Source organism: Arthrobacter sp. DualSoilB13 (assembly GCF_055389195.1).
In genome coordinates this window covers 2,005,712-2,022,637 of the sequence record NZ_AP035865.1, presented here as the reverse complement: position 1 = coordinate 2,022,637, position 16,926 = coordinate 2,005,712, and the positions used below count along the sequence as shown (strand labels likewise).

Genomic DNA, 16,926 nt, shown 5'->3' with positions numbered 1-16,926 from the left:
GTTTCTCTGGCGGCGTGAGGGCAACGGGACGAGAATTAGCTGGTGGTCCTTCCTGGCACGGGTGAGGGCGGCGACACCCTCAATGACGCCGCCCGAAAGATCCAGCGCGTCTACCTGACCTTGACGCTGGGCAATACCGTTGCGGCGTCCTTCATCTGGGGCATCAACACCCTTTTCCTGCTGGATGCGGGCCTGAGCAACCTGGAGGCGTTTGCCGCCAACGCCTTCTTCACTGCAGGCATGGTTCTTTTCGAAGTTCCCACGGGCGTGATTGCCGATGGGTGGGGGCGGCGCGTCTCATTCCTCCTGGGCACGGTGACGTTGGGCGTCTCCACCTATTTGTACTTCGTGATGTGGCAGATCTCCGCGCCGTTCTGGATGTGGGCCGTGGTTTCGGTTCTCCTGGGCCTGGGCTTTACGTTCTTCTCCGGCGCTGTTGAGGCATGGCTCGTCGATGCACTGCGCTTCTCCGGCTACGAAGGCGGGTTGGAATCCGTACTTGGCCGAGGGCAAATGGTTCAGGGCGTAGCGATGCTGGTGGGCTCGGTGGCGGGCGGGGTGATAGCCCAAGCCACCAACCTTGGCGTTCCGTTCCTCCTGCGCGTGCTGGTGCTGCTCGCCATGTTTGCTGTTGCGTTTGGTCTCATGCACGACGTCGGCTTCTCGCCGGAGCGTTCGACGCACCCTCTCCGCGCGACCAGAGCGGTTCTGTCCGCATCAATCGAGAACGGTTTGAAGAACCCGCCCGTCCGGTACGTGATGTTGGCAGCCCCGTTTACGGCCGGCGTCAGTTTCTACGTCTTCTACGCACTGCAGCCGTACCTTCTGGACTTGTTTGGCGACCCCAAGGCCTATTCAATAGCCGGTCTGGCCGCTGCGATCGTTGCGGGATCGCAGATCCTGGGCGGCTGGCTGGCCCCACACGCGAGGCGGCTGTTCCATAAGCGCACCACTGTGCTGATCGTCGGTTGCCTGGCAGGCTGCGTCATCCTTCTGGTCCTGGGATTGACGCGTGTCTTCTGGGTGGCTCTGGTCCTGCTCGCCATCTGGGCCGTTGTGGGCTCGGCAGCCATGCCCGTCCGGCAGGCGTACGTGAACGATATGATCCCGTCGAAGCAACGGGCCACCGTCCTGAGCTTTGATTCGCTGATGGGATCCAGCGGCGGCGTCGTCATCCAGCCAGTGCTGGGCCGGGGCGCAGACCTCTACGGCTACCCGGCATCATTAGCCATGGGCGGCGTCCTTGAACTCATTGCCCTACCGTTCCTGCTGGCCAGCCGGAAGCAAGGATCACCAGCCGACAACGCCAGCACCGCGGAAACCACCCCAAACCCTGAACCGCTTCCGTAAGGACGGCGACCAGAAGCTTTGGGGGCAGCGGCCCGTTGCTGCTATTGGGGCCCAAGTACGCCAAACTGGTGGTAACACTACTGAAAGCGCGGTTGCCACGTGATCTCCCTACACCAGGACGCCCAAGGATTCATCCGGATGAAGAGGCATTTTCCCGCCACCGCTGCGGTGTCCGTGGTTTTTTCCGACGGGACCGAGGAAATCTTCACGGCGCAGCGGCTCAACCAGATCTACGACGACGCGCTGGCCGCCTACCGTGCGGCGAACCATCTGGATGCCAAGGGCTTTGACCGGGGCCCCAGGAAGAAGGTCCAGCAGGGCATTGAATTCGTCCCGGTGTCACCGGGCATGTCCAGCTGAACCACCTTCCTGGTACGTCAAGCCCGCTTGCCCGAGGCATGGTGGACGCAGAACGGTGTCCATGGCCTGACCTCGAGTCTTTCTTCGGGAATGTCTACGCCGCACACCGCGCACTGCCCATACGTTCCCTCCTCGATCCTCGCCAGGGCCTCCTCGATCTGTTCCAAGCCCACCCGGCTTTGTCCCATGAGGGCGGATGCCTGGGAAAGCTCGAAGGCGATGGTGCTGCCCTCGGGATCGTGCTCGTCGTCCACATTGGAATCCTGACGGGCAAGACTCACCGAGGTGATGTCGCTTCGCAGCGCCTTCAGCAGCTCGAGTTTACGGTTCCGTTCACTCTCCAAAAGAACCCGAAACCGTTGGATGTCAACCACGGCGGGTCATAGGTCCACGGTGCCGCTCTCGCCCACGCTGAACCGGGAGTTTGTGACCTTGGACTTGACCCACTGTAGGACCGTAGCGGCCGTTCCGCCCGGGCTGGTCCAATACTCTGCCGAGTCCGAGTCAACCCGAAGCAGGCAAACCTCCGGAGTGTCGGGGCCATCGGGGTACCACGCCTCAACTACCTGGTTCCACAGCTCATGGATCTTTTCCCGATCGGTGACGACCTCTGCAGTCCCGGCCACAGAGACCCATTCCGTGTTTTTGCCAAAGGAAACGTTAACCCGTGGGTCCTGGCGAACGTGGGCAACCTGTGAGGTTCCCAGGCCCGTAAAGAACCACATGTCGCCGTCGTCCTTGACTTCCTGAACGGCAAGCGGCCTGCTGACCAGCGCCCCTGTCTCGTTCACAGTGGTTAGCATCCCGATCTTCGAATCGTTGATGATGTCGGTGACCTTCTTAATGGATTGTTCGTCAGTCATAGGGTCCTCACTTCTCCTTTGAGACTCGACTCATCGCCGTGCCCGGGGTACTTCCCATAGCCACCCTATTAGTAAGGCTACTGATTTGCTAGGCGATCGAGAAATGTCGCTGTTGGACTTGGAAACAGGATGCGATTGATGAGGGAATCATGCTGGGGCTTCATCCGTTCACTTCATAGTGACATGCCGACGGCGGTCAGGCTTGCTCCCGGGGGCAAGCGAAAACGACGGGAAGTTTGGGGACTACCATGACGTTGAGTGAAACCATTGACCGCTTGGAAACGGCGCACCTTATGGTCCGCGACGCCGAAGAATGGGACGGACTAACCGCCGCCCTCGCGGACGCGTATCGCACCCGTGATGATGACCTCGTAGAACAGCTGCTGCCGCCTTTTCTTCAGTCCTGGCGTACCGTGACCCACTATGTCCTCCGCGATACCTTCGACTCAGCAGGCATCTCAGTGACTGAACCCAGCCACCCCTGGGGAATTGCCACGTTGACCGCCTTCGGCGTTAGACGCGAACCGGTACTCTGCCAGATGGACCAGGTGGATTCGGCGGATCAGGTAGGTGCAGCTGTCGGAGCACCCACGTTGCTCACTTTTGCCGAAGCCATGAGGTACTACGCCGGGTGCCTGGCATCTCTGCTGGAACACGCTAACGGTCAGCAGGAGCAGTACAGGAACTAGCCTGATCAGCGCGTGTATGGATAAGTACTGCGTAGGAGCCATTGTCCCAGCCCGCGCCTCTATGATCTCAACCCCGTCTTGCTGTTGGCGGCCCGTCAATCACAGTAGGAATGTACTCCAGCAACTGCGACCTGCCGTCGAACGTCCGGCTGTCCACCAGCTCCAGAGAAACATCCGGGTATCCGTCGTAGATCCGCTCCCTGCCGGTCTTGCCCGTGATCACGGGAAAGACAACCAGCCGGTACCTGTCCACCAACCCGGCCGTCAGGAGGGAACGGCAGAGGCTCAGGCTGCCCAGCGTACTGAAGGTTCCGGACCTGCTCCTTTTTAGCTCTCTGACATTCTCCACGGCGTCACCGGAGATGAGCTCACAGTTGGGCCAGGCCAAGGGCCCCTTCAACGTGGACGAGAAGACAATCTTGGGCATGTCCGCCAAACCGCCCAGACTGGCGCCCTCTTCCTCCGAAAACCCGGAACTGTCTGCGGCGGCCTGCTCCGACATACTGGACATCAGTCGATACGTGGTGGCCCCCATGAGCGTAGTGAATTCCTTCTTTCCCTCTTGCTCGAGCCACGCGAGGTATTCCGGGCCTTCCAAACCCCACCAACCTGGCCAACCATCCGCTGAAGCGTAGCCGTCCAGTGAAATGATCAGGTCCACCATCAAGGTTGCGGGGGTCTCACTCATAGCAGTCTCCTCGTTTGACCGCGGGCTTTAGCCGCGCTCATTGCCCGTGCGCGGGAAACGCTAGTCCTGAGCAAGCCTTCATTCAAGAGGTCGGCACTAGAAGAGGAGTAGGACGAATCCCCCGAGCGTGCTGAGTATCCCGACCCCGGTGAGGATCCAGCCCAGAATGAGCACCGTGTTGTCGTGACGCGGAGGCCTGAGCGAGCATCGCGACGGATGGCAGAGGTCATAGTGGACCACCACTGCACCTGAAACAACGTTGTTGTCGTGAGCCGGAATATCCAGCAGGACTTTTTGTTCCTCGTTCGATTGATCGTGCCACCGCAGCCCCAGGAATCCACCTGCGGCGAACTGTTCTCCGTCCGCGGTGGCCCACACGCAACGACGCTTGGCTATGATCCATGCGCTGATCAACAGTGGCACGCCCGGAACGAACCCCACCCACGTCATCATTTCCAGGATGGGGCCAAGGACATCGAGGGAACCGGCCATGACATGATCCTAAGCGCAAGGAATGAAAACGATGTGGGGGGTGACAACTGCAGGGCGACAATGTTGCTTGGCACCAGGCCTACCTGGAAACTGGAACCGTGCCGGCGAACGTCACTGCAATCGCGCCGGACTGGACGTCCGTGACGTGCAAAGCTTGATCCATGGACCTGGATATCCCGCCGTCGCTGACTATCCCCGCCGCGGAACTTAGCTGGCGGTTCTCCCGCTCGTCCGGACCAGGCGGCCAACACGTCAACACTACGGATAGCCGGGCGGAATTGACGTGGAATGTTGCCGGATCCACAACCCTGACTGATGAGCAGCGGCAGTTGCTCCTTAAGCGCCTGGGACGCAAACTCATCGGCGGTTCCATCACCGTGACGGCATCAGAGGAGCGGTCCCAGCTTCGCAATCGGGAGATCGCCATGGCCAAGCTCGCTGAGATCATCAGGGTGGGACTCGTCCCGGAATCAATCCGTCGCGCGTCCAAGCCGACGCGAGGTTCTGCCCGGCGTCACCGTGCAGCAAAAGAAATCAGATCTGCCACCAAACAACAACGACGCCGACCCGCCGCGGAATGAGGTTTCTTCCCCTGTGACTGGAGGACTACTGGCGGGATCATACAGTCATAGCACCCGTCCAACTCACCTGTCCGGACGGGCCAGTGACCGGTGAGGCCCTGGAGCGCCACTCCTATCTGCTACTGATCTCCACCCACTGTGAACGCCATTCCGGAGCCGGAAAGGCCTCACTCCAGTAGGCAGTTTCCCTGGCGATCCTGCCGTCCCGGAACTCGAAGATGAAGACTGTCTGGTACTGAGGTCCGTCGTAGTCAAGCAACGCCTCAGCTACTACCAGATTGCCGCCGCTGAGCAGTCGTCGGGGCGTGATGGTGGGCAACTGCGGAAAGGCATTGTAAATACCCCTGCGGTTCCCGGCCCCGCGCACAACTTCCCCGGACTGCGGCCAATGCATGACGGCATCATCATGGAACAGCTCATTCATGACTTCAATATGGCGTTCGTTGATGCACTCGATCAGCCGCCTGACCACGTTCTCGTTGACGTCCTGTGGTTCGCCGCCCTGTTCCCCGAGGCCGCCCGGGTTCCCGGCGATTTGTTCAGCCATGAACCGCATTGTCCTCCCGGGGACCGGAAAGCACCATGCCTTGCGTCCTCAACGTGACCTTGCCGGGACTGCGGGCCGATAGAGTCATGTCAATGGACAGTAAACTGACAATCCCCGGGCACCCCGCTTCCAAGCAGCCGAAACCACAGTCTGCCGACTCTGAAGATGGCTTCGTCAGAGTCCGTGGAGCGCGCGAAAACAACCTCCACAACGTGGACGTGGACGTACCCCGCGATGCAATTGTCGCGTTCACCGGGGTTTCCGGCTCGGGAAAGTCGTCCCTGGCATTCGGCACCATTTTTGCCGAAGCCCAACGCCGCTACTTCGAATCCGTGGCCCCCTATGCCCGGCGCCTCATCCAACAGGGCCACAACCCCAAGGTTGAATCGATCACCGGGCTGCCGCCCGCCGTCGCACTCCAACAGCGCCGCGGCACGGCAACCGCCCGCTCCAGCGTTGGCACGGTGACCACGTTATCCAACTCAGTCCGCATGCTTTTCTCCCGGGCCGGCAGCTATCCCGAAGGGGCCAGCCAGCTGGACTCAGACGCCTTCTCCCCCAACACTGCTGCTGGAGCTTGCCCCCAATGCCACGGACTGGGTGTTGCCCACACGGTCACGGAAGAGACCTTGGTTCCTGATCCCTCGCTCAGTATCAGGGATGGTGCGATCGCCGCATGGCCCGGCGCCTGGCAAGGAAAGAATCTCCGCGACATCCTGACTCACCTGGGCTACGACGTGGACACACCCTGGCGGAAGCTGCCCAGGAAGGATCGTGACTGGATCCTCTTCACGGAAGAGCAGCCCGTGGTGGAGGTTACGCCCCAACGAGACCGCGTCGCCAAGCCCTACAAGGGCCGCTTCTGGAGCGTCAAAAGCTACGTGCTCCACACTCTGGCCGACTCAAAAAGTTCCACAATGCGTGAGAGGGTGCTGCGATTCATGGAAACCGGCCGGTGCCCCCAATGCAGTGGCAGCGGGCTTCGCCCGGAGGCACTAGCGGTCACCTTCGCCGGAAAAACCATCGCCGAACTCAACTCCCTGCCCATGACCGAACTGGCCGACATCATCCGCCCCACCACTCAAGTGACGGCGGCCAGTACTGCCTCACGGACCCAGACTTCCGGTGAAGTCAACGAAGTAGCCCTCGCCATCACCCGCGACCTCCTGAGCCGGGTCACGGTACTCCTGGACCTGGGGCTTGGCTACCTGGCGCTGGGTCGCCCAACACCAACGCTCTCCCCCGGCGAGATGCAACGACTCCGGATAGCCACGCAGCTGCGATCCGGGCTTTTCGGTGTCATCTACGTCCTTGATGAACCTTCTGCCGGACTTCATCCTGCCGATGCCGAGCCGCTTCTGGAGGTGCTGGACCAGCTTAAGCGCTCCGGTAACTCTGTGTTCGTGGTGGAACACAACATGGACCTGGTCAGGGCGGCCGACTGGTTGGTCGATGTTGGCCCGCACGCTGGCGAGGGTGGGGGACATATCCTCTACAGCGGCCCAGTAGCCGGACTGGCGGATGTACAGGACTCCGTGACGCGGCCGTTCCTCTTCCCTGGGCGCGGCGACGGCGTCGCCGGTGTTGAAGCAACCCACGACGCCGGTCTGGTCGCCGCCGGGACCAGGCCCGCGTCTCCCCGGCCACCAAAAGAGTGGCTCACGCTCCAGAACATTAACAGGCACAACCTTCGCGACGTTAAGGCTGAGTTCCCGCTTGGCGTGCTGACAGCGGTGACAGGCGTCTCCGGTTCGGGCAAGTCAACCCTGGTCAGCCACGTTCTGGCCGAAGTGGTGGGAGCCGCGCTGCATCCGGAAACCCCTGACACAGACGCCCCAAGCGCAGACACCCGGCCTATGCAGGACGCTGTGGGTTTGGTGTCCGGACTCCACCAGCTCGATCGCCTGGTGAAAGTCGATCAGAAGCCCATCGGCCGGACCCCCCGCTCCAACCTGGCCACTTACACGGGGCTCTTCGACGGAGTCCGGAAAGAATTCGCGGCCACTCAAGGCGCGCGTTCCCGAGGCTTCGGAGCTGGACGGTTCTCCTTCAACGTGGCCGGAGGCCGCTGCGAAACCTGCCAGGGAGAAGGGTTTGTTGCCGTGGAGCTGCTGTTCCTGCCAGGCAGTTACGGCCCCTGCCCCGAATGCCAGGGTTCGCGATTCAATCCAGAAACCTTGGAGGTTACCTATCGTGGACGCAATATTGCCGAGGTCCTGGGCATGACCGTAAACGCAGCGTCCGACTTCCTGGCTGATCTCCCCGGCGTTGCCCGCAGCCTGCAAACCCTGCGCGAAGTGGGCCTGGGCTACCTCCGGCTAGGCCAGCCCGCCACAGAGCTTTCCGGCGGCGAAGCCCAGCGCATCAAACTCGCCACCGAACTGCAACGCGTCCAACGAGGCCACACCCTGTACTTGCTGGACGAACCAACCACCGGACTGCACCCTGCCGACGTCCAGCTGCTCATGGCCCAATTGCACAAGCTGGTTGACGCCGGCAACACTGTCATCGTGGTGGAGCATGAGATGGACGTCGTGGCCGGCGCCGACTGGGTGATCGACCTGGGTCCAGGTGGTGGCGACGCCGGCGGCGCGATCATGGTCGCAGGCCCGCCGGCCGTCGTCGCGGGTTCGCGAACAAGCCGGACAGCACCCTACCTCGCCGCCGCCCACGGGCGGTAGCCTACCGCCGGGGAATGTTGCGCAGGTTGCTTCGTGCCATGCTGACAGCCTCCCCGGCACCACGGTTCAGGACCACTTTGGACATTGCGGTAGCGAATCCAATGACCTGCGAACCCGAAATCTTCGGCGGAATGGACAGGGCGTTGGGGTCGGTGATGAGTTCCACCAAGGACGGACCTGGATGGGCAAACGCCGCCCGGTACGCCGCCTCGATGTCAGCGGGATCCGTGACCCGGACTGCGTGGAACCCCAAGGCCTTGGCCACCGCCGCATAGTTGGCGTCCGGAACGTCCACGCCGAAGTCGGGTAGCCCGTCCACCAGCATCTCCAGCTTGACCATGCCCAGGGTGGAATTGTTGAAGACCACCACATTCACCGGCAGCTGGTGCGCGGCCACGGTGATCAGCTCGCCCAACAACATGGACAGTCCGCCATCTCCGGACACGGAAATTACCTGGCGTCCGGGATAAGCCACCTGCGCGCCAAGAGCGTGCGGGAGTGCGTTGGCCATGGACCCGTGGAGGAAGGAGCCGATCAGCCGACGCGTGCCTAACGGGTTGATGTAGCGCGCGGTCCAGACGTTGCACATGCCGGTATCGGCCGTGAAAATTGCATCCTCGGCCGCAACCTGGTCAAGGAGCGACGCCGCGTATTCGGGGTGGATGGGCTGTTTTTTCTCCACCTTGCGCGTGTAGGCGCCCACGGCTTTGTTCATCAGGCGGTCATGCTTCTTCAGCATCTGGTCAAGAAAGCGCCGGTTCTTCTTAGGCGTCACCAGGGGCAGCAGGGCCGTCAAGGTTGGCAACACGTCGCCATGAACTGCAATGTCGACGTCGGTCCGCCGCCCCAGCCGCTGTGCCGCCCGGTCAACCTGGGCCGTCCGGGTGTCCGGCAGGAATTGGTCATAGGGAAAGTCTGTGCCCAGTAGGATCAGCAGGTCCGCGTCCTCAATGCCCTCAGCCGCTGCGCCGTAGCCGAGCAGCCCGGTCATGCCGATGTCGAAGGGGTTGTTGTACTGGACAAAGTCCTTGCCTCGCAAGGAATGGCCGATGGGTGCGTTGACCAGCTCTGCCAGGGCAATGAGCTCGTCATGGGCACCTTCGACGCCAGCGCCGGCGAAAATGGCAACCTTCCCGGCGTCGTTGATGGCGTCAGCAAGTTCCCGGACGCTGGCTGGATGGGGAACCAAAGCGGCCGGACGGAACGTTGCCGGCAGCGGGGTGGGCGCCGTTGCCTCAAGCCCGGCGATGTCACCCGGGAGCGTCACAACAGCCACTCCCCCAAGACCCACTGCATTTTGGATGGCGCTGTGCATGACCCGGGGCGCTTGCTCAGCGGTACTGATCATCTCCGAGTACACCGAGCACTCGTTGAACAGTCGGTCCGGATGGGTCTCCTGGAAAAAGCCACTACCAATCTGCTTACTGGGAATGTGCGATGCGATGGCGAGCACCGGGGCCCCGGTACGGTTGGCGTCGTACAGTCCATTGATCAGGTGGAGATTGCCGGGACCGCAAGAACCCGCGCAAACAGCCAACTTTCCCGTCAATTGGGCCTCTGCAGCAGCAGCAAAAGCGGCAGCTTCCTCGTGGCGGACATGGATCCAGTCGATGCCGCCCTTCGAGGAGCCTCCTGTTTGCCGAACAGCATCCACGATCGGATTAAGGCTGTCGCCAACGATTCCGTAGATCCGCTGCACACCGGCAGCTTGGAGTTGTTCGATGAGTTGGGTGGCAAGTTCCTTGGCCATAGTGTGCAGGCTCCCTCAATGGTGGTGGTGGGCTGACAGGGCCAATATAGTCGGCCCGGCCGGACGTCACCTCCGAATGCCCCCCGCTTAAGCTGCCAGCCGAGTCTCAAACAGGCGCTCCGCCAGCGTCAGCAGATGGCTCGGCACATCCTGGTCATCACCGCTTGTTCCGTGACCGAGGAAAACCGCAGTCCCGCTGACGGTGCCTTCGACAGGAGTGCCTGCTTCACGAATCAAGACCTCAGCCCGAGGGTTCAAAGGCAAAGGAACATGAATTGCCTGGTCATTGACCAGAACGTGCCATCCACGGCCGGTTATTGCCTCAACATTCCCCTCCACCAATGATTGCTGCATTTCCATGACCGGCTCAATCCTTTCCACACGGATACACTCGTGGATACGTGCCGGGATAATGAGTACCGTGATGAGATACCGCATCGCTTTAATTTCCGTTTCTCTACCCTTACCGCCTTTCCAATTCGCAACTGGTGATGCCGGCCGGCGGTACTAGGTGGCCGGCATCACCAAGCTGCATCACCGAACGGCGGCAGCAATTCGGCCCTTCCGATGGTTATCGCTGGTTTTTCCTGGGTTTTGAAAAGAGATTCTCACTACCCTCAGCCTTTGCCCTCTTTTCGGCTCTCTTTTCCAGAATAGTCTTGCCGGACTTTTTCGACCTGGCACTATTGGGTGACTTACCGGACATTTTAGGCTCCTTCAATATTTTGGATATGACAACACCATACCCACTTATTTTTTTAAAGCCAGTTACAGAAATTTGGGCTTCATGCCTACGAGGTTTCTCTGCCTTTCTCCACGACAACTCTGGCTGGGAGGGCTGTTCGTTGCTAGCGTGGCCGCATGAACCCGTCGAAGTCCCCGGCAGAGATCCTCGACATCGCCGGCAACGAGGTCCGCATCTCCAACCCGGACAAGGTGGTGTTCCCCGAGCCCGGGCTGACCAAGCTCGATCTCGTGAACTATTACCTCGCAGTCGCGGACGGTGCGCTGCGCGGCGCGGGAGGGCGCCCCATGGTGCTCAAGCGCTTCCCCAAGGGCATCGATGCTGAACCGTTCTTTCAGAAACGCGTGCCCGAGAACCATCCCGACTTCATTGACACGGCAACACTCCACTACTCGTCCGGAACTTCCGCCGAGGAAGCGGTCATCCGTGATGCGGCAGGCCTCGCGTGGGTGGTGAATCTGGGATGTCTGGACCTCAACCCGCACCCCGTACGCGCGGAGGACCTCGACCATCCGGATGAGCTTCGGGTGGACCTGGACCCCATGCCCGGCGTTGACTGGTCCCGGATTGTGGACACCGCGTATGTAGCACAGGAAGTGCTGGACGACGCCGGACTGGTGGGGTGGCCAAAGACGAGTGGCTCCCGCGGCCTTCACATCCTGGTGCGCATCACGCCGCAGTGGTCCTACCGGGATGTGCGCCTTGCCGCCGAGACCCTGGCCCGCGAAGTGGAGAACCGTGCTCCGGGGCTGGCAACGGCCAAATGGTGGAAGGAGGAGCGGGGCGAGAGCGTCTTCGTCGACTTTAACCAGAACGCCAAGGACCGCACCGTAGCCTCCGCGTACTCGGTCCGCTCCCGGCCCGACGCCCGGGTCTCGACGCCGCTCACGTGGGACGAGGTGCGCTCCGCCCGGCCGGAGCAGTTCACTGTCCGCACTGTGCCCGCGCGCTTCTCGGATGTGGGCGACCCGCACGCAGGAATCGATGAAGCTCCCGGCTCGCTCGATGCCCTTCTGGCTTTGGCTGCCGAGCTCGGCCCCGCCGAGAAGGCCCCCAGAGCAGGCGATGGCTCGGGTCGCCGGGTGTCAATGATGCCACTCATCGAGGTAGCCCGGACCAAGACCAAGCCCGAAGCCGAAGAAGCACTCGATGCGTGGAAGGAACGGCATGCAGACGTTGTTTCCCTGCTTCACCCGGCCGACGTCCTGGTGGACGGAATGCGGGGATCGAGCTCACTCTGGTACCGGGTACGGGTAAATCTTCAACACATCCCGGAAGAGCGACGACCGGCCCAGGAGGAGCTGATCGCAGACTACGACCCGTGGGCGGGCAAGGAGTGGCCGGCATCCGGAGGCTGAGAGTTCTGGCGCGGGCGGTGGCGTGGCGGTAACTTTGGAGTACTTTTCCTTGAAGCTGCCGAGGTACCGGAGGCACTGCCGATGCAAGGCTTGTCCGCGTCACTGGTCCTCATCGCCGTGTTGGCTGTGGTGGCCCCCCTTGCTGCACGGCTCCTGGATCGTTGGGTCAAAGTGCCCATTGTGGTCTTTGAAATTGTTCTTGGCATCCTGTTCGGACCAAGCCTCCTGGGATGGGTCCAGTCCACTCCCTTCACGGACACGCTGGCTGATTTCGGGCTGGCCATGCTGTTCTTCGTTGCCGGCAACGAGATTGACTTCGCGGCAATCCGCGGCCGTCCCCTTTACCGTGCCTCTGCAGGGTGGGCCATCTCCTTGGCCGCAGGCATCGGGGCAGGTTTTGTCCTGGGGCCCTCACCGGAAGCCGCCGTGATCATTGGTGTTGCTCTGTGCTCCACCGCTTTGGGCGCATTGCTGCCGATCCTCCGGGATGCCGGTGCCTCCAAGTCGCCGATCGGTGTCGCCGCTACCGCACTGGGCGCGGCCGGCGAGTTTGGGCCGCTCATAGCCATCTCCTTGTTCTTCAGCGGCAAGCAACTCGGTGTGGCATCAGGAGTGCTTCTGGGCTTTGTCCTGCTGACCGGCGTGGCAATCTACCTTGCCTCGCAGGCACTGCACACGCTGTTCCACGCCCAGGTCACTGCCACCCTGCACACCAGCAGTCAGTTTGCCATGCGGTCCATCCTGTTGATTCTTAGCTCGCTGGTGGTGCTCAGCATGGTCTTGGGACTCGACATGCTGCTGGGAGCCTTCGCCGCAGGGGTCCTCTGGAAGGTCACCATTGCACGCGCTCCTGTTGCAGACCGTAAAGTCATCGAGACCAAGATCGACGCCGTCGCCTTTGGCTTCCTGGTGCCCATCTTCTTCATAGATACCGGCATCGACTTCGATTTGGGCGCACTGACCTCCAGCCCCCTGACGTTGGCCATGGTCCCGCTGTTCCTGGCGCTTCTGCTGCTCATCCGTGGCGTGCCGTCCTTGCTCGCCACGCCCCCGGGCTCCTCGCGGGCGGACAAACAGGCCCTTCTGCTGTTCGGAGCCACGGCTTTGCCCATCATCGTGGCAGTGACAACCATTGGCCGGGAGCACGGGTACATCACCAGCGGAATATCCTCGGCCCTCGTAGGGGCAGGGATGCTCTCGGTACTCCTGTTTCCGTTGCTGGCGCTTCGCCGGCTGCGCCGCACGGCGGCGCCGGAGGCAACGCTTCGCACGCCAAAAGCCTGATGCTTCGCGGCTGCTCTGAAGCAGCCCCTGCAAACGCAACAAGCGCACGACGGCGGTATCCCGCCGTCGTGCACTCCTCTTACTTAGGTGTACGCGACTCCGCCAAGGTGTTGCCCCCAGCCGAAGCGGCCCATAGGCTCGTAGCGTGAGTGGCAGGGACGGCAAACCGACCAGCGGGACCGACCGGCGACCGGGTGAAGGAAATTAAGGCATGGCAACAGGAACAGTTAAGTGGTTTAACGCTGAAAAGGGTTTCGGATTCATCGCCCCGGACGATGGAGGCCCTGACGTGTTTGCTCACTACTCAGCAATTACGTCGAGCGGATACCGTTCGCTGGAGGAAAACCAGAAGGTCCAATTCGACATCACGCAGGGTCCCAAGGGTCCGCAGGCGGAGAATATTCAGCCCGCCTAAGTTCAGTACATAAATGTCACACCAGGAGACCGGCGGGGCCTAGCGGCCTCACCGGTCTCCTGGTGTTTTTACGCCCGGCCTTTGAGGATCAGGTGCCAGTAGACCTGCGGGAACATATCTCGGTCCACCCACCAGGAGAGCCGGCTTTCCTTCCACGTGGCTACCTTTGGAATGGTCGGCATGGGTTGGTAGTGGTGGTCAAACTCGGCAAAGACCACCGTGTTCCGCGAAACGGTGAACGGGCATACGGAGTAACCATTGTACTTTTGGCTCAGCGGTTCGCCCTTGCGGGCCGAAAGCAGGTTCTTCGCCAGGACCTTGGCCTGCTTGCGCAGCGCACCGCCGGCTTTCGAATTGGCGGTCCCTGCAGCGTCGCCCAGCGACCAGACATTCGGGTACCTGGGGTGCCGCAACGTCCGGGTGTCCACCTCCACGAAGCCGTGCTCGTCCCCTACCGCCGGCAAGTCAGTGGCTTTGAGCCAATCCGGCGCGGACTGGGGCGGGACGGCGTTGAGGACATCATAGGAGAGGTCCTCTGACGTGTTGTCAGCGCTATTCCGAATGGTTGCCGTGCGGCTGGCAGGGTTTACCGCCACCAGCTCGCTGTTTGTCCGCAGTTCTATTGCGTACTCGGCAATCTTGCGGTCCAGCTCCCGGTCAACCTCGGGAATGCCGAACACTGTGGGATAGGGCTGGACCATGACAACCCGGATGTTGTCCAGGACGCCCTGTTCCTTCCAGTAGTCACAGGCCAGATACATCGGCTTCTGACTGGCCCCGGCACATTTAACCGGACCCGAAGGCATGGTAAAGATGACGGTGCCCGACCTCATGGAGCTCAACAGCGTCCAGAGCTTGGGTGCGAGCTCGAACTCGTAGTGAGAGGAGCCATAGGGTGAGTGCACTGCCTCGGCCAGCCCCGGAACGGCGTCCCAGTTGTACTGCAGCCCCGGGCAGAGAACAAGGTGCTCGTAGGTTACTTCGGAGCCGGAAGCCAGCGTCACCGAGTTGGCCTTCGCGTCCACATTCGCTGCCTTGTCCTTGATCCAGGCGACGCCCATTGGGGTTACGGATTCCTGGCTCCGGACGGCTTCCTTGACTTGCGCACGGCCACCGGCGATGTGGGAGAACAAGGGCTGGTATAAATGGTGTTCCTTGGGTTCGATGAGGGCGATGTCCTGGACGCCGTACCGCTTCAACCGGGCGGCCAGGGACACGCCTCCATTGCCGCCGCCGATGATGACGACCTCGTGCCGGCGCGCCATTCCGCTAGCTCTTCTCGGTCAAAGCGGAGCCCTTGTGCGCTGCCCTGGCTCCGGTCTTAGCTGACTCCACCACATACTGCGGCTCGTCTTCGCTGGCCACGTGCTTGTTGCCGTCCAGCACAAAGTCGCTGGTCTTCTTCTCCACGATCTTTCCGTGCGTCTTGCCCTGCGGGGTGTTCCACTCCACGCGTGTTCCCTTGCTCAGTGCCATGTCCGCTCCTAGTGTGGTCTCGGCCGGGGGTGACCCTGGTCAACGTCGACTTCTCCACAATAGTAAGCATGATGATCATCTATGTCTCAAGGTTCACTGCTGTTGTCCCTGGCCATCGGCGTCAACTGCTGCTCCACCTGGTCCTCTCCCCCCGGTGTTGGTCTTCCGGGTGATCAACCAGGTAATGAACCACAGCACCACGCCGATGGCCATCAGCCCGCCCGCCACTTGGTACTGGATGAGGTTCCTTCCCACCCACGGACCAGCGAGGAAGGCACACAAGAGTGCGGCCACCAAAGGCAGCTGACCGGGCGAGGTGAAGAAGACCTTCCGGTGCGGATCGCGCTTTCGGCGGAGAACAACACATGCCACATTAACCAGGGTGAACACGCACAGCAGCAGGAAGGCCGTGGTTCCGGAAAGATTCGCCACGATGTTGCTTGAGGGGTCGCTGCTGACGTACCAGATCAGCCCCAAGGCAAGGACGGTGGAGAACAGGATACCGGCCCATGGCGACCGGCGACCGGGCAATACCCGCCCCAAAGACCGCGGCAGAACGTGTTGGCGCGCCATGCCGTAAATCAGCCGGCTCGCCATCAACATGTTGATCAATGCTGTGTTCGCTACGGCGAAGACAGCGAGGAAGGGAAAGATCTTGTCGATGGGAAAATCAGGGGAACCTTTGTGCACCACTTCAAGGAGTGCCGCTCCTTCGGCTTCCCTGATCTCTCCGAGCTCGGCCGGGGTGAGCACACTGACCACAGACACAGCTACCAGCATGTAGAGGATCACCGCGATACCAAGACCTGTCAGCATGGTGCGGGGAAAAATCCGCTCCGGGTTCCTGGTCTCTTCAACCATGTTGACGGAGTCCTCGAAGCCGACCATGGCGAAAAAGGCAATGGACGTGGCGGCAGTGACAGCCAGGAACAGCCCCTTGTCCTGGTAGTCGGTGAACACGAAAATTTCCTGAACGTTGCCGGTTCCCTGTGCCATGACGAAGAAGCCAACCGCAATGACGATGCAAAGGGCGACTACCTCCACTGCCGTGAGAATGACGTTGAACTTCACGCTCTCCCCCACGCCACGCAGGTTGATCGCTGCCAGCAGCAGCATGAATCCCAAAGCCACCGCGGTGATCACGCCGCGGTCAGGAACCTCCATCCAGCCGTTGATTTGAAGGCCACCAAAGAAGTTCTGGGCAAGGACGTTGGCAGAGGTCGAGGCACTGGTGATGCCGGAGCAGACAACGGCGAACGCCACGAGGAAGGTCACGAAATGGATCCCGAAGGCCTTATGCGTGTAGAGCGCTGCGCCGGCGGCCTGGGGGTACTGCGTCACCAGCTCAAGATAGGAAAACGCGGTAAGAGTGGCCACCACAAAGGCCAGCAGGAACGGCAACCAAACGATCCCACCCACTGTCCCTGCCATTGTGCCGGTGACCGCATAGACCCCGGCCCCCAGAATGTCGCCCACAATAAAGAGGAGGAGCAGTTTGGGTCCAAGCACGCGTTTAAGCTCCGGCTCCTCACCTGCTGGCGTTGCTTCCAAGGCGTCGTCTGACGTGGTGCTCATGGTCCACCCCCGGCCCGTACACGGTCCCTCGAACCGTGTCAGTGATCTGATTTATCTCACTGTGATCCCGAG

The 16,926-nt window shown here is 61.4% G+C and carries 18 protein-coding genes; 8 read left to right on the top strand and 10 right to left on the bottom strand.

Translation table 11 applies throughout. The annotated features are described in order from the left end of the window. Window positions 1–42 precede the first annotated feature (42 nt). A complete protein-coding gene (locus tag ACZ5J0_RS09275) occupies window positions 43–1,350 on the top strand; it encodes an MFS transporter (RefSeq protein ID WP_142939304.1) in 1,308 nt (435 codons plus the stop codon). Window positions 1,351–1,449: 99 nt separating this feature from the next. Next, window positions 1,450–1,710 (top strand): hypothetical protein, encoded by a 261-nt coding sequence (locus ACZ5J0_RS09270; RefSeq protein WP_142939305.1) that lies wholly within the window; start codon window positions 1,450–1,452, stop codon window positions 1,708–1,710. Window positions 1,711–1,727: 17 nt separating this feature from the next. Here the strand turns inward: ACZ5J0_RS09270 and ACZ5J0_RS09265 are convergent, their stop codons facing one another. Both ACZ5J0_RS09265 and ACZ5J0_RS09260 read right to left on the bottom strand, forming a co-directional pair. Next, a complete protein-coding gene (locus tag ACZ5J0_RS09265) occupies window positions 1,728–2,084 on the bottom strand; it encodes a TraR/DksA family transcriptional regulator (RefSeq protein WP_142939306.1) in 357 nt (118 codons plus the stop codon). Window positions 2,085–2,090: 6 nt separating this feature from the next. After that, window positions 2,091–2,573 carry a pyridoxamine 5'-phosphate oxidase family protein gene (locus ACZ5J0_RS09260; RefSeq protein WP_142939307.1) on the bottom strand — a complete coding sequence of 161 codons (483 nt, stop codon included), beginning with the start codon at window positions 2,571–2,573 and terminating at the stop codon, window positions 2,091–2,093. Window positions 2,574–2,821: 248 nt separating this feature from the next. Here ACZ5J0_RS09260 and ACZ5J0_RS09255 point away from each other — a divergent pair, with 248 nt between their 5' ends. Beyond that, window positions 2,822–3,262: a hypothetical protein gene (locus ACZ5J0_RS09255; protein WP_223942541.1), complete on the top strand. Its 441-nt coding sequence runs from the start codon at window positions 2,822–2,824 to the stop codon at window positions 3,260–3,262. Between the two features lie 67 nt (window positions 3,263–3,329). On the opposite strand, the gene ACZ5J0_RS09250 is transcribed toward ACZ5J0_RS09255, so the two are convergent. Continuing rightward, window positions 3,330–3,950, bottom strand: coding sequence for a dihydrofolate reductase family protein (locus tag ACZ5J0_RS09250; RefSeq protein ID WP_142939308.1), 621 nt, complete (start codon window positions 3,948–3,950; stop codon window positions 3,330–3,332). A 96-nt stretch (window positions 3,951–4,046) separates the two neighbouring features. Then, window positions 4,047–4,442, bottom strand: coding sequence for a hypothetical protein (locus ACZ5J0_RS09245; protein WP_142939309.1), 396 nt, complete (start codon window positions 4,440–4,442; stop codon window positions 4,047–4,049). Between the two features lie 161 nt (window positions 4,443–4,603). Here ACZ5J0_RS09245 and arfB point away from each other — a divergent pair, with 161 nt between their 5' ends. Next, complete coding sequence (gene arfB / locus ACZ5J0_RS09240) at window positions 4,604–5,023, top strand: alternative ribosome rescue aminoacyl-tRNA hydrolase ArfB (RefSeq protein ID WP_142939310.1); 420 nt, start codon at window positions 4,604–4,606, stop codon at window positions 5,021–5,023. A gap of 112 nt (window positions 5,024–5,135) precedes the next feature. Here arfB and ACZ5J0_RS09235 read toward each other — a convergent pair whose 3' ends face one another. Next, window positions 5,136–5,570 (bottom strand): nuclear transport factor 2 family protein, encoded by a 435-nt coding sequence (locus ACZ5J0_RS09235; RefSeq protein ID WP_243753294.1) that lies wholly within the window; start codon window positions 5,568–5,570, stop codon window positions 5,136–5,138. 92 nt (window positions 5,571–5,662) lie between these two features. Here ACZ5J0_RS09235 and ACZ5J0_RS09230 point away from each other — a divergent pair, with 92 nt between their 5' ends. Beyond that, window positions 5,663–8,251, top strand: coding sequence for an ATP-binding cassette domain-containing protein (locus ACZ5J0_RS09230; protein ID WP_464094644.1), 2,589 nt, complete (start codon window positions 5,663–5,665; stop codon window positions 8,249–8,251). Window position 8,252: 1 nt separating this feature from the next. On the opposite strand, the gene ACZ5J0_RS09225 is transcribed toward ACZ5J0_RS09230, so the two are convergent. Continuing rightward, entirely contained in the window at window positions 8,253–10,001 is a 1,749-nt protein-coding gene (locus tag ACZ5J0_RS09225; RefSeq protein WP_464094643.1) for a pyruvate dehydrogenase, read from the bottom strand. Window positions 10,002–10,088: 87 nt separating this feature from the next. Next, on the bottom strand, window positions 10,089–10,361 hold the full coding sequence (locus ACZ5J0_RS09220) for a DUF3846 domain-containing protein (protein WP_223942537.1): 273 nt from the start codon (window positions 10,359–10,361) through the stop codon (window positions 10,089–10,091). 501 nt (window positions 10,362–10,862) lie between these two features. Here ACZ5J0_RS09220 and ligD point away from each other — a divergent pair. The 3 genes from ligD (at window position 10,863) to ACZ5J0_RS09205 (ending at window position 13,803) form a co-directional block, all read left to right on the top strand. Further along, window positions 10,863–12,104, top strand: coding sequence for a non-homologous end-joining DNA ligase (gene ligD, locus ACZ5J0_RS09215; protein WP_166842116.1), 1,242 nt, complete (start codon window positions 10,863–10,865; stop codon window positions 12,102–12,104). 81 nt (window positions 12,105–12,185) lie between these two features. Next, window positions 12,186–13,388: a cation:proton antiporter gene (locus ACZ5J0_RS09210; protein ID WP_166842115.1), complete on the top strand. Its 1,203-nt coding sequence runs from the start codon at window positions 12,186–12,188 to the stop codon at window positions 13,386–13,388. Window positions 13,389–13,599: 211 nt separating this feature from the next. Next, window positions 13,600–13,803: a cold-shock protein gene (locus tag ACZ5J0_RS09205; protein ID WP_014921815.1), complete on the top strand. Its 204-nt coding sequence runs from the start codon at window positions 13,600–13,602 to the stop codon at window positions 13,801–13,803. 68 nt (window positions 13,804–13,871) lie between these two features. Here ACZ5J0_RS09205 and ACZ5J0_RS09200 read toward each other — a convergent pair whose 3' ends face one another. The 3 genes from ACZ5J0_RS09200 to ACZ5J0_RS09190 all read right to left on the bottom strand — a co-directional run bounded on the left by ACZ5J0_RS09200 (window position 13,872) and on the right by ACZ5J0_RS09190 (window position 16,854). Further along, on the bottom strand, window positions 13,872–15,068 hold the full coding sequence (locus ACZ5J0_RS09200; protein WP_166842114.1) for an NAD(P)/FAD-dependent oxidoreductase: 1,197 nt from the start codon (window positions 15,066–15,068) through the stop codon (window positions 13,872–13,874). Between the two features lie 4 nt (window positions 15,069–15,072). Continuing rightward, window positions 15,073–15,279 carry a hypervirulence associated TUDOR domain-containing protein gene (locus ACZ5J0_RS09195; RefSeq protein WP_043470236.1) on the bottom strand — a complete coding sequence of 69 codons (207 nt, stop codon included), beginning with the start codon at window positions 15,277–15,279 and terminating at the stop codon, window positions 15,073–15,075. A gap of 93 nt (window positions 15,280–15,372) precedes the next feature. Beyond that, window positions 15,373–16,854 (bottom strand): APC family permease, encoded by a 1,482-nt coding sequence (locus ACZ5J0_RS09190; RefSeq protein ID WP_142939318.1) that lies wholly within the window; start codon window positions 16,852–16,854, stop codon window positions 15,373–15,375. Between the last annotated feature and the right edge of the window lie 72 nt (window positions 16,855–16,926).